We start from the raw sequence: 11,155 nt of genomic DNA, 5'->3' as shown, positions 1-11,155 counted from the left end.
GACAGAATTGGGTTTGGCTGCTTCGTTCCCGACCTGACCAGGTTATCCAAACCGCCATGCGGGGAGGCCCGTCCAATTCCATTTTAGCTTGTTAGAATGTAATACATGACAGCATTGGCTTTAGCCCGTTCGTGGCGCCCTAAAACTTTCTCCGAATTGGTAGGACAAGACCATGTGGTTAAGGCATTAACCCATGCCTTAGATCAGGGTCGACTACACCACGCTTGGCTCTTTACTGGCACTCGCGGGGTCGGAAAGACCACTATTGCCCGAATTATGGCCAAAGCCCTCAATTGCACCGGGGAAGACGGTCAAGGTCGCATGACCTCAGAACCCTGCGGAAAATGCCCAGCTTGCCTAGAAATCGATGCCGGTCGCTTTGTTGACTATATCGAGATGGATGCTGCGAGTAATCGCGGGGTAGACGATATTGCCGCTCTATTAGAGAAGGCAGCCTACGCTCCAAGTAATGCGCGTTACAAGGTCTACATGATTGACGAAGTGCACATGCTCACCAATCATGCCTTTAATGCCATGCTCAAGACGCTCGAAGAGCCGCCTGAACATGTGAAGTTCATACTTGCGACTACTGATCCACAAAAGATTCCAGTAACTATTCTGTCCCGTTGCTTGCAGTTCAATCTCAAGCAAATGCCTGTACCGCTCATCGTTGAGCATTTAGAAAAAGTACTCGCTGCAGAAAACGTCGATTGCGAAACCAATGCACTGCGTGTTTTAGCTAAAGCAGCGCAGGGTTCGATGCGCGATGCTTTATCTCTCACCGATCAAGCAATTGCCTATGCTGCTGGCAAAGTATCTGAAGAAGCAGTGCGTGGCATGCTCGGCACATTGGATGATGCTTATCTCATTCGCATTCTGGATGCCTTGATTACAAAAGATGGTGCGACATTGCTAGCTATCTCAAATGAGATGGGTGAGCGCAGTATGTCTTTCTCATTAGCACTGGCAGATCTATCAAGTCTCATTCAGAAAATCGCTGCCGCACAAATTGTCCCAGAATCTGTTTTGGAAGATTGGCCTGAAGCAGCAGAGATTCGTCGCCTGGCTAGCGCACTTACAAAAGAAGAGGCGCAACTCTTTTACCAAATTAGCATTACCAGCCGCCCCGATTTATCGCTTGCCCCAGATGAACAAACTGGCTTTGCCATGACGCTCTTGCGCATGTTGGCCTTTCGTCCCGGAAGTGAAACTCCAGGCAGAGTAGGGAATTCAGCGCCGCCAGTAGCATCAGCTCCAAGACCAGCAGCTCCGGTAAATCAAACTGCTGCTCCAGTTAGGTCTTCAGCGCCTGCTCCTGCAGCATCCGCTCCAGCTCCAGCTTCTGCACCAGCAGCGACTGCATCTGCAGCAAATCGTCCAGACTGGCATGCCTTGATGCGTCAGTTGCCGGTTAAAGGTTTGGTTCAGCAATTAGCGTTTCAGACAGAATTACAAGATTGGGAAGATTCACCAGCAGGCGTGCGCGCTACTGTTGTGACACCAATGCCGCAACTGGCTTCAGAAGCTTCTGTTGGTCGTTTGGCTGACGCATTAACTGCACACTTTGGCAAACCGATCAAAGTAATAATAGAAAAGGGTGAAGTTGAAGGCAAGACAGTTGCTAAAGTCGATGCTCAGGTTCATCAAGAGAAAAGACAAAACGCAGAGCAGATGATTGCTCAAGATCCATTTATTCAGCAATTAGAAAAAGAGTTTGGAGCCAAAGTCGTCGGTGGTTCTGTGAAGCCTCTTTAATTGTCAGATTTAACAATATTAGATACAAGGAAATAAAGCGATGATGAAAGGTGGCCTTGCTGGTTTGATGAAACAAGCCCAGCAGATGCAAGAGAAGATGAAAGTGGCGCAAGAGCAATTGGCTGCGCTAGAAGTTACTGGCCAAGCTGCCGGTGGTTTAGTAAAAGTCACCATCTCTGGCAAACACGAAATGAAACGCGTGCAGATTGATCCAGGTGCAATGGATGATCGCGAAATGCTGGAAGACTTATTAGTTACTGCCTATACAGAAGCATTCAAACAAGTAGAGGCGGCTAATGCACAAGTGATGTCTGGTGCTACTGCTGGCATGCCAATGCCCCCTGGCTTTAAATTACCGTTTTAATCATTAATAAAAAACTGTTTATTTAATGGCACGTCAAGAAGCTCCACAAGATGCCCTCGGTCGATTGATCGAGGCATTGCGCGTATTGCCTGGAGTAGGACCAAAGTCAGCGCAGCGTATGGCTTTCTATCTACTGCAGCATGATCGCAATGGTGCAGCAGTATTGGCCCAATCATTGGGTGAAGCTGTAGAGACAGTGGGGCACTGCGCCCGTTGCAATACCTTCTCTGAAACCCAAATCTGCGCAACTTGTAATGATGATCGTCGTGATCCATCATTACTGTGCATTGTGGAAACGCCGGCTGACCAAGTGATGGTCGAGCAGACATTGAGTTTCAAAGGTAATTACTTTGTATTAATGGGCCGCATCTCACCACTGGATGGCATGGGCCCCAATGAAATCCATTTCGATCGATTGCTTAATCGTATTGAATCTCCAGATACTGGAGTGCCAGTCAGGGAAGTTGTTCTGGCAACGAATTTCACCAGTGAAGGTGAGGCTACAGCCCACTACATTGGTGAAGTACTCAAATCCAAAGGAATCAAAGTCACCAGAATCGCCAGAGGTATTCCGGTAGGTGGTGAGCTTGAGTATGTGGATGCAGGCACCTTAGCTAGAGCGCTGATGGATCGTCGAACAGTAGGGTAGTTTTCTAAAAACCCTTTTGCTCTTGGCGTTGATATCAGCGAGCTAAACAGCTACATTCATCTTTTAACTACAGTGCTGTCAGACATTCTTCTGACCCATTAAAAGATGCCCTCAAAACCTAATAAAAACCTTTTGCAAACTTTGGCTGCAATTGCAGAACTTGAGTCTGGTAAAGGGCAAAAGTTTAATACCGTCGAAGAATTAATGGCCGATCTGCATTGCAAAGAGCTTGAGGATCAACAGGATCTAAAAATGGCTGATAAAAGCATGAAAGAGCTCCGAAGTGGGAAGGCTAAGGCAATACCCATAGAGCGGTTAATTAGAAGCATTGATCGTAAGATTGCTATTAAAGAGGCTTTGTCGAGTTAAATGCCCAAAGTGATTAGGCTGTCTCAGAATTTAGTAATGCAAGCTAGGGAAGTCGGTGGGATGGAAGGGCGATCTCCCTCTCAACAAATTGAATATTGGGTTCGTTTGGGTAAATCTGCTGAAGACCATTCCGAATTAACCGGTCAAATGTTGCTTGATATCGTCAATGCCCAAGCCCAGCAGCCCAATCGTCACTAAATCGACATAAATTCTAGGTAAATTACCCCTTTTTAGGGATAATTTGGCCTGCACCCCTGTTGAGCTTCAATCTCACGCCGTGCCTAACTGAGTTGTCTTGTTTTTACCCCGGTAGATCTGACCATTTAATTTTCAGTCATTCATTGGTCATTGACGCTGTGCATTGTGAAATTGTGAATGACCCACAAATCCTATCTTCTCTTGTTGAGCGTGCTTGCTGCCATTTGCAGCACATCTACGCTTGCTCAGAAGGCCGGATCTGGCGCCGACCAACTCGAGACTTTTGCTGAGCCTATTGCTTTGTTGCCTACCGAGGGAAGCCTCTGGGGTATGCCAGTAAATCTGCATGGCCAAACTACTTACATCAATCAGCGTTACAACAATTTCACTTCATCCTATTCTGGGCAGAACAGCTTAGATTCATTGAAGTCGATGAGTTATACCTGGTCGGGGACTTTATTCTTTGGCGCACGCCTTGCACCTAATACCGATATTTATTTCAATCCAGAAGTGGTATCGGGCATACCTTTTTCGGATTTAGCGGGTCTTGGCGGCTTTACTAACGGTGAAGCAACTAAAGCTAATGGTGCACAAGCGAAGTTTTATTCTGCTCGTGCATTTGCGCGCCATACGATTAATCAAGAAGGCGACAAAGTCGTTCTTGAGAATGAAGCCAATCAAATTACACAAACCGTCAGTAGCAATCGTGTAGTTCTGACTGGCGGTCAGTTCTCCACGCTCGATATCTTTGATGACAGTCGTTACGCCAAAGACCCCCGCATTCAGTTTATGAACTGGGGCAATATGACCTACTTGGCATATGACTATGCAGCTGATGCACGCGGCTATAGCTGGGGCTTAGCAGGCGAGTGGTATCTCGATAACTGGGTCATGCGCGCCTCACGCATGCTTGCCCCTAAAACGCCGAATGGCCGTGATCTCAATTGGCAAATCTTCAATGCCTATGGTGATCAAATTGAAGTAGAGCGTCAACACAATATTGCTGATTTGCCTGGTAAGGTCAGTGTGCTGGGTTATCGCAATCGTATGATTCTGGCGCGCTTTGAGGATGCGACAAATTATGTGATTCAGAATAATGCCCAGGGTACGCAAGCTATTAACAATGTTCGCAGTAGTAATCAAATCAAGACGGGTATTGGTATCAATGCTGAGCAAGCCTTAACTAAGGACTTGGGTATCTATGGTCGTGCGTTTACATCCGATGGTCATACTGAGACGATGTCATTCACTGAAGCAGATAACTCAATTTCAATTGGTATGGGAATGAACGGTACTAGCTGGAAGCGCCCCAAGGACACAATTGGTGTCTCGGCAATGCAAAACGGTTTATCAAGTTATCGCCGCAGCTACTTGCAAGCAGGGGGTGTGTCTTATTTCATTGGTGACTATGCAAGTCCTAGCCAAACGATTTCATATTCACCAGAGCGGATCGGTGAGGTGTATTACAACGCCACTGTGATCAAGAATGTTCTGGCTGGCCTGAACTTTCAGCACATCATCAACCCTGCCTATAACTCTGCCCGCGGACCGGTAAACATCCTGTCTTTTAGGGTTCATGCTGAGTTTTAATGGTTTCAGGCTGTCCTTGCCTAATTAGGCTATAAAAATCAATTAGATATGTGTTTTTTGGGGGTTCCTTGCGCCTGTGCACCCCTATAATCAATAAAAGTGAAGTCGTTAACTTATTTTGCGTAATTGAGCTGTTCCAAGGGATGCGAATCTAGGCTTTAAAGCGCTCATCTGGAAACAGTATGAGTCAAGTAAAAGTGATGGGATCGCATTAAAAATACTATGAGTGAAAATACAAAACAGCCGCACATTCTCATTTCAAATGATGACGGCTACCTTGCCCCCGGTCTTTTGGCCTTGGTCAATGCTATTCGTCCATTGGGGCGAGTAACAGTCATTGCCCCTGAGCAAAATCACAGTGGCGCCTCCAATTCTTTAACACTTTCACGACCACTATCGATTCATCGTGTGGCTGGTGGCGAGCGTGATGGTTTCCTATTTATTAACGGCACTCCAACTGACTGCGTCCATATTGCGATGACGGGTTTCTTAGATGAAAAGCCGGATCTCGTAGTCTCTGGTATTAATCAAGGCGAGAACATGGGTGAAGATACTCTGTACTCTGGCACCGTTGCTGCCGCAGTAGAAGGTGTGATGTTTGGTGTTCCCGGCATTGCCTTCTCACAAATTGATAAAGGCTGGAATCGTATTGATGATGCAGCGAAAGCCGCTCACGATATCGTTGCGCAAATGTTGGTCTCTAATATGGCGCATAGCGAAGGACCTGCAACTTTACTCAACGTCAACATTCCGAATCGTCCATACGCCGACCTGAATCGTTGGCGCGTGACTCGCTTAGGTAATCGCCATCACTCCCAGCCGGTAGTAGTTCAAAAAAGCCCACGTGGTGATGACATATATTGGATTGGAGCGGCAGGGCATGCAAAAGATAGCTCTGAAGGCACAGACTTTCATGCAATTGATGAGGGATACATCTCGATCACACCAATGCAATTGGATTTAACCCATCATGCTCGCTTAGCTAGCATGCGCGCTAATGGCTGGACGCGCGGTTGAGACCAGCAGCGGAGCGTAATGCCGGCCATCGGCAAGCCTTAGCTGCGAAAGTACTCGCAGCTGGGGTTAAGCACGGTAAAACATTGGAAGCTATTGCTACCGTTCCCCGCCATGCATTTATGGACGCAGGGATGCATCCTCAGGCTTATGAAGATACTGCTTTACCGATTGGACATTCACAAACGATTTCCAAACCATCGGTAGTGGCACGCATGATCGAGCTTTTACATAAACCCAAACAGACCTTGGGAAAAGTATTGGAAATCGGTACTGGCTGCGGATACCAGGCGGCAGTGCTCAGCTTGCTATCGGATGAGGTGTATTCAATTGAGCGAATTCGTCCATTGCACGACATGGCTAGAGAGAAACTCCGCCCATTTCGAATTAAGAACCTGCGCCTGATCTATGGGGATGGCATCTTGGGTCTACCGCAGGCTGCCCCATTTGATGGAATTATTCTGGCGGCAGCAGGTCTAGGGATTCCGGACGCATTATTGGATCAATTGGCTATTGGCGGGCGCCTAGTGGCTCCGGTTGCCAAGAATGAGAAAGAGCAGCAATTGATCATGGTTGAGCGAATGAGCTCCCAGCGCTATCAAAGGACAGTTCTGGACGAGGTCTTTTTTGTCCCCTTACAATCAGGGGTAGTATGAAAATTCCTATGAATCTACCGTCTAAATACCTCCTACTGTTAGTCGCCTTGACTTCCTTGGTGCTCAATGTGGGTTGTTCAAGCACTCCTAGGGCTAAGCCGGCTAATGTGATTGATCGAAGTGGCGGCGGAAACGAGCCAACTCCTCTGGGCTACTATCGCGTGAAGCGCGGTGATACCTTGGCCCGTATTGCTTTAGATAATGGACAATCCCCACGGGATTTGGTGCAGTGGAATAATTTATCTAACCCAAACTTAATTGAAGTGGGCGACCTCATTTTGGTAAAGCCGCCAGCTAACAGCAAAATGACTGTTAAGTCCATTCCGAAAACGGCTGGCGATCTGCCTAAAACCGATGCGCCAAAAGTAGAGGCCCCTAAATCAGAGTCCGCTAAAGAAATCGTTGCCGAACCAGGTATTAAACTGTCATGGCCAGCTAAAGGCAAAGTCACTGAAGATTTCAGTGAAAAAACCAAAGGTATTGATATTGCCGGTAAGTTAGGCGAACCCGTGACCGCAGCTTCTGACGGTAAAGTGGTTTACGCCGGCAATAGCTTGCGTGGTTATGGCAATCTTGTCATCATCAAACATGACAACACCTATCTCACAGCCTATGCCCATAACCGGACGCTCTCAGTAAAAGAGGGTGATGCGGTCAAGAAGGGTCAGAAGATTGCCGAGATGGGTGACACCGATACCAATTCAGTAAAACTCCACTTTGAATTACGTGTGAATGGCAAGCCAGTAAATCCTACGCCTTACCTGCAGTAATCGCCAGTATGGCAACCGTACTCGTCTTTGATATTGAAACCATTCCGGATGTTGCTGGATTGCGTCGCCTCAATGATTATCCCGATGCGCTATCTGATAGTGAAGTTGCGGCTAAAGCCATAGCTGAGCGGGCAGAGAAAACCGGCAGTGAGTTTCTGCCACTGTATCTACAACGTATCTGCGCTATCTCCTGCGTCATCCGCAGAACAACCAAAGATGGTTCACCCCAAATTAAGGTGGGAACACTAGGTACTGCGCAAGATGGTGAGAAGGTATTGATTCAAACCTTCTTTGAGCTCGTTGAGAAATATACCCCTCAGTTAGTGTCTTGGAATGGCAGTGGTTTTGATCTTCCAGTGCTGCATTACCGCGCATTAGCAAACCATGTACAAGCACCACGCTACTGGGAGATGGGCGAGAGCCAAGAAAACGATAGCCGTGAGTTCAAGTGGAATAACTACATCAGTCGCTATCACATGCGCCATCTCGATTTGATGGATCTTTTGGCTAAATTTAATGGTCGCGCTAATGCACCATTAGACGGACTCGCCAAACTCTGCGGTTTCCCGGGCAAGATGGGTATGGATGGCAGTCAAGTCTGGCCTGCTTATCAAGATGGCAAGATTGATGAGATTCGTCGCTATTGCGAAACCGATGTGGTCAATACTTATCTGATGTACTGCCGCTTTCAATTGATGCGCGGTGGTTTCTCATTGGAAGAATACAAAGATGAAATCACTTTTGTTAAAGCCTATTTAGAAAAAGAATCTAAAGAGCCGCATGGCGAGCAGTGGCAAGAATATCTCTTGGATTTTGCACCCGATGCGTAGAGGAGAAAAGCCAGTCCATATCGTTGTGACTGAGCCAGTACGAGTTGATTCCCTTGATCTAGATGCCCAAGGCATTGCGCGCTTAGTGCCGAACGAGGAAGAGGCTGCAGAAGGTCAAAGTGGTAAGGTCATTTTTATTCAAGGCGCACTGCCAACTGAACTAGTCACTTATGTCATTACTCGTGACAAGGCCCGCTTCAGTAAAGCCAAGGTACTCGACATCCTTAAGTCTGCCGTATTTAGAGCGGAGCCGAAGTGCAAATCGTTTGGAGTCTGCGGTGGTTGCACTATGCAGCACTTAGATATTCGGGCGCAGGTTGCAATGAAGCAACGCGTGCTTGAAGACGATCTAAAGCACATAGCAAAAGTTGCCCCCGAAGAAATTCTTCGCCCCATGGGTGGCCCCGCTTGGGAGTATCGTCATCGCGCGCGCTTAAGCGCAGTTAATCGCTCCATCAAAAAAGGTACGGTACTGATTGGCTTTCATGAAGGGAAGAGTGGCTATGTTGCCGACATGACTGCTTGCGAAATTTTGCCAAAACATGTTTCTGATTTGTTGCCTGAGATGCGTAAATTAGTCATGGGTTTGTCGATTGTTGATCGCATGCCGCAGATTGAAATTGCGGTTGGTGAGCCCGAAGATCCCAATTCAGATGACCCCAAAAAATCAAAGCCAGTCACGGCATTGGTATTTAGAAATCTCCTGCCACTGACGCCAGCTGACGAACAGTTGCTCAGAGACTTTGCAGACGAGCATCAAGTCTGGGTTTGGTTGCAGCCCAAAGGTATTGAAACCGTTGCGCCGTTCTATCCATTAACCGGTAAGCTTTGTTATCGCCTGCCAGAGTTTGACATCGAGATGCCATTTAAGCCAGCGGATTTCACGCAAGTCAATCACATGATGAACCGTGCTTTAGTCAGTAGGGCGATTCGTCTTTTAGAAGTCCAAGCAAGTGATCGCGTGCTCGATTTGTTCTGTGGCATTGGCAACTTCACCTTGCCGCTTGCAAGAAAGGCGAGCAAGGTTTTGGGTATTGAGGGTCTAGAAAGCCTGACCACCAGAGCCAAAGCCAATGCAGAGCACAATCAGCTCGAAGATAAAGTCAGCTTCATGCAAAGTAATTTGTTTGAAGTGAGCACAGAGACGATTGCTTCATGGAGTAAAGCTGACCGCTGGCTAATGGATCCCCCGCGTGAAGGCGCTATGGAGATTTGCCAAGCCTTAGCTCAACTACATGAGCAGGGTAGCGATTTGCCACCTCAACGCATTGTGTATGTGTCCTGCAATCCAAAGACGTTAGCCAGAGATACCGATATCTTGTGTCATCAGGCAGGCTATGTTCTCAAGAGTGCGGGCATCGTCAATATGTTCCCTCACACATCGCATGTCGAATCCATGGCGGTGTTCGAAAGACCCTGAGGGTGAATAGTTCAACCGAACAGAAAATCAGAATATCGAGATAAAGAAAAAGGCACCCTCAGGTGCCTTTTCTGTTGAAGCTGGAGAATAAGACTTAGTCTCTGTCGCCACCCACAATGCCCAAGAGTGCGAGCAAATTGGTGAAGACGTTATACACATCCAAGTAGATGGCTAATGTAGCCATGATGTAGTTGGTCTCACCACCATTGATGATGCGTTGTACATCAACCAAAATGAAGGCTGAGAAGATGGCAATTGCCACAACCATCACAGTCAACATCAAAGCAGGTAGCTGCAACCAAATATTGGCCAAAGAAGCCACGATCAAGAGCAGTACGCCGACCATCAACCACTTACCCATGCCTGAGAAGTCGCTCTTGCTCACAGTAGCAATCGTTGCCATCACGGCAAAAATCGCTGCAGTGCCACCGAAGGCCAGCATGATCAAGGTAGCGCCATTGCTGTAACTATTGAGGGTGTAGCCTACTAAGCCGGACATCATGATGCCCATGAAGAAGGTGAAGCCCAGAAGCAATAGAACGCCTAAGCCGGTATCTTTGTTTTTCTCAATCGCCCAGAAAAAACCAAAGGCGATTGCCATAAAGACGATGAAGCCCATAAAAGGACTGCCCGCCATGAAGTTGAGCCCAAATGCAACGCCAAGCCATGCGCCAATGACAGTAGGAACCATTGAGAGCGCCAAAAGGGCGTAAGTATTGCGCAGTACGCGGTTGCGTACCTGAGGGGTGCTAATCGAGCCAGTTTGCCCAAAGCCGTAAGAGTTGAGATCACTCATATTGACTCCTTTTTCATAGTTAAAACACGAGCCCACCAGGGGCTGTTGACAGTAAGTATAGACAAAATAGGGTAATTTCAAGCCCCCCATGAAAAAGACTACAAATCAAAGGGTTATGCCCTGTAAATTCAATGGCTTAGCTACGCCCAGATCAGGGTAAATACGGTCATCCGATGTATAATTCGGGGGTCGCTGAATTCCTGGCGCGTTGTAGGAAGCGGGGCAGAAGTTCTCCCTGGATCCAAATTAGCGCTAATTTCAGCAAAATCTTTGAAATCACTATTGGAGTTTTACATGGCTATCGAACGCACCCTTTCAATTATCAAACCTGATGCTGTTGCAAAAAACGTAATCGGCAAGATCTATGACCGTTTCGAATCTGCTGGTTTGAAGATTGTTGCGTCCAGAATGGCGCATTTGTCACAAGCTGAAGCTGAGCAGTTCTACGCTGTGCACGCTGCACGTCCTTTCTTTAAAGATTTGGTGAGCTTCATGATTTCTGGTCCTGTCATGATTCAGGTATTGGAAGGCGAAGGCGCAATTGCGAAGAACCGTGACTTGATGGGCGCTACTGATCCTAAGAAGGCAGACAAAGGCACTATCCGTGCTGATTTTGCTGACAGCATCGATGCAAACGCTGTTCACGGCTCTGATGCTCCTGAAACTGCTGCTGTCGAAGTTGCATTCTTCTTCGCTGGCATGAACGTTTTCAATCGTTAATTCACGATTGCTAACGAACAACCT

General features: G+C 47.4%; 12 protein-coding genes, 1 other RNA gene and 1 pseudogene. 12 read left to right on the top strand and 2 right to left on the bottom strand.

What is annotated here, in order from left to right:
• Positions 1-73: signal recognition particle sRNA small type (gene ffs, locus B7X71_RS07420), an RNA gene on the bottom strand; the annotation flags it as partial.
• A gap of 32 nt (positions 74-105) precedes the next feature.
• On the opposite strand from ffs, the gene dnaX reads away from it, so the two are divergent.
• The 11 genes and pseudogenes from dnaX (at position 106) to rlmD (ending at position 9,615) form a co-directional block, all read left to right on the top strand.
• On the top strand, positions 106-1,755 hold the full coding sequence (gene dnaX, locus B7X71_RS07415) for a DNA polymerase III subunit gamma/tau (protein WP_293597976.1): 1,650 nt from the start codon (positions 106-108) through the stop codon (positions 1,753-1,755).
• A 40-nt stretch (positions 1,756-1,795) separates the two neighbouring features.
• Positions 1,796-2,119, top strand: a complete 324-nt coding sequence (locus tag B7X71_RS07410) for a YbaB/EbfC family nucleoid-associated protein (RefSeq protein ID WP_215374483.1) — start codon at positions 1,796-1,798, stop codon at positions 2,117-2,119.
• A gap of 25 nt (positions 2,120-2,144) precedes the next feature.
• Positions 2,145-2,768 carry a recombination mediator RecR gene (gene recR / locus B7X71_RS07405; RefSeq protein ID WP_216133499.1) on the top strand — a complete coding sequence of 208 codons (624 nt, stop codon included), beginning with the start codon at positions 2,145-2,147 and terminating at the stop codon, positions 2,766-2,768.
• A 105-nt stretch (positions 2,769-2,873) separates the two neighbouring features.
• Positions 2,874-3,137: a hypothetical protein gene (locus B7X71_RS07400; protein WP_293597975.1), complete on the top strand. Its 264-nt coding sequence runs from the start codon at positions 2,874-2,876 to the stop codon at positions 3,135-3,137.
• Positions 3,138-3,335, top strand: coding sequence for a hypothetical protein (locus B7X71_RS07395; RefSeq protein WP_293597974.1), 198 nt, complete (start codon positions 3,138-3,140; stop codon positions 3,333-3,335).
• A 177-nt stretch (positions 3,336-3,512) separates the two neighbouring features.
• The gene (locus B7X71_RS07390; RefSeq protein ID WP_293597973.1) at positions 3,513-4,925 is read left to right on the top strand and encodes a carbohydrate porin; all 1,413 of its coding nucleotides are present in this window, start codon (positions 3,513-3,515) and stop codon (positions 4,923-4,925) included.
• 222 nt (positions 4,926-5,147) lie between these two features.
• A complete protein-coding gene (gene surE / locus B7X71_RS07385) occupies positions 5,148-5,942 on the top strand; it encodes a 5'/3'-nucleotidase SurE (RefSeq protein ID WP_293597972.1) in 795 nt (264 codons plus the stop codon).
• A gap of 29 nt (positions 5,943-5,971) precedes the next feature.
• Positions 5,972-6,595 (top strand): annotated as a pseudogene (locus tag B7X71_RS07380) (protein-L-isoaspartate(D-aspartate) O-methyltransferase); the annotation flags it as partial.
• Positions 6,592-7,365, top strand: coding sequence for a peptidoglycan DD-metalloendopeptidase family protein (locus B7X71_RS07375; RefSeq protein WP_293600451.1), 774 nt, complete (start codon positions 6,592-6,594; stop codon positions 7,363-7,365). The pseudogene B7X71_RS07380 and the gene B7X71_RS07375, both read left to right, overlap by 4 nt.
• 8 nt (positions 7,366-7,373) lie before the next feature.
• The gene (locus tag B7X71_RS07370; RefSeq protein ID WP_293597970.1) at positions 7,374-8,195 is read left to right on the top strand and encodes a 3'-5' exonuclease; all 822 of its coding nucleotides are present in this window, start codon (positions 7,374-7,376) and stop codon (positions 8,193-8,195) included.
• Positions 8,188-9,615, top strand: coding sequence for a 23S rRNA (uracil(1939)-C(5))-methyltransferase RlmD (gene rlmD / locus B7X71_RS07365; RefSeq protein WP_293597977.1), 1,428 nt, complete (start codon positions 8,188-8,190; stop codon positions 9,613-9,615). Before B7X71_RS07370 ends, rlmD begins: the two co-directional genes overlap by 8 nt.
• Before the next feature lie 94 nt (positions 9,616-9,709).
• Here rlmD and B7X71_RS07360 read toward each other — a convergent pair whose 3' ends face one another.
• Positions 9,710-10,411 (bottom strand): Bax inhibitor-1 family protein, encoded by a 702-nt coding sequence (locus tag B7X71_RS07360; protein WP_293597969.1) that lies wholly within the window; start codon positions 10,409-10,411, stop codon positions 9,710-9,712.
• A 294-nt stretch (positions 10,412-10,705) separates the two neighbouring features.
• Between B7X71_RS07360 and ndk the strand changes: the two genes are divergently transcribed.
• A complete protein-coding gene (ndk, locus tag B7X71_RS07355) occupies positions 10,706-11,131 on the top strand; it encodes a nucleoside-diphosphate kinase (RefSeq protein WP_046330292.1) in 426 nt (141 codons plus the stop codon).
• Positions 11,132-11,155: the final 24 nt, after the last annotated feature.

The organism is Polynucleobacter sp. 39-46-10 (assembly GCF_002282275.1).
This window is presented reverse-complemented; position numbering and strand designations above follow the sequence as displayed.

Excerpts from the sequence above, each read along its gene's own strand:
- dnaX (WP_293597976.1), top strand. The coding sequence starts at position 106 with ATGACAGCATTGGCTTTAGCCCGTTCGTGGCGCCCTAAAACTTTCTCC.
- B7X71_RS07410 (WP_215374483.1), top strand. The coding sequence starts at position 1,796 with ATGATGAAAGGTGGCCTTGCTGGTTTGATGAAACAAGCCCAGCAGATG.
- recR (WP_216133499.1), top strand. The coding sequence starts at position 2,145 with ATGGCACGTCAAGAAGCTCCACAAGATGCCCTCGGTCGATTGATCGAG.
- B7X71_RS07400 (WP_293597975.1), top strand. The coding sequence starts at position 2,874 with ATGCCCTCAAAACCTAATAAAAACCTTTTGCAAACTTTGGCTGCAATT.
- B7X71_RS07395 (WP_293597974.1), top strand. The coding sequence starts at position 3,138 with ATGCCCAAAGTGATTAGGCTGTCTCAGAATTTAGTAATGCAAGCTAGG.
- B7X71_RS07390 (WP_293597973.1), top strand. The coding sequence starts at position 3,513 with ATGACCCACAAATCCTATCTTCTCTTGTTGAGCGTGCTTGCTGCCATT.
- surE (WP_293597972.1), top strand. The coding sequence starts at position 5,148 with ATGAGTGAAAATACAAAACAGCCGCACATTCTCATTTCAAATGATGAC.
- B7X71_RS07375 (WP_293600451.1), top strand. The coding sequence starts at position 6,592 with ATGAAAATTCCTATGAATCTACCGTCTAAATACCTCCTACTGTTAGTC.
- B7X71_RS07370 (WP_293597970.1), top strand. The coding sequence starts at position 7,374 with ATGGCAACCGTACTCGTCTTTGATATTGAAACCATTCCGGATGTTGCT.
- rlmD (WP_293597977.1), top strand. The coding sequence starts at position 8,188 with ATGCGTAGAGGAGAAAAGCCAGTCCATATCGTTGTGACTGAGCCAGTA.
- B7X71_RS07360 (WP_293597969.1), bottom strand. The coding sequence starts at position 10,411 with ATGAGTGATCTCAACTCTTACGGCTTTGGGCAAACTGGCTCGATTAGC.
- ndk (WP_046330292.1), top strand. The coding sequence starts at position 10,706 with ATGGCTATCGAACGCACCCTTTCAATTATCAAACCTGATGCTGTTGCA.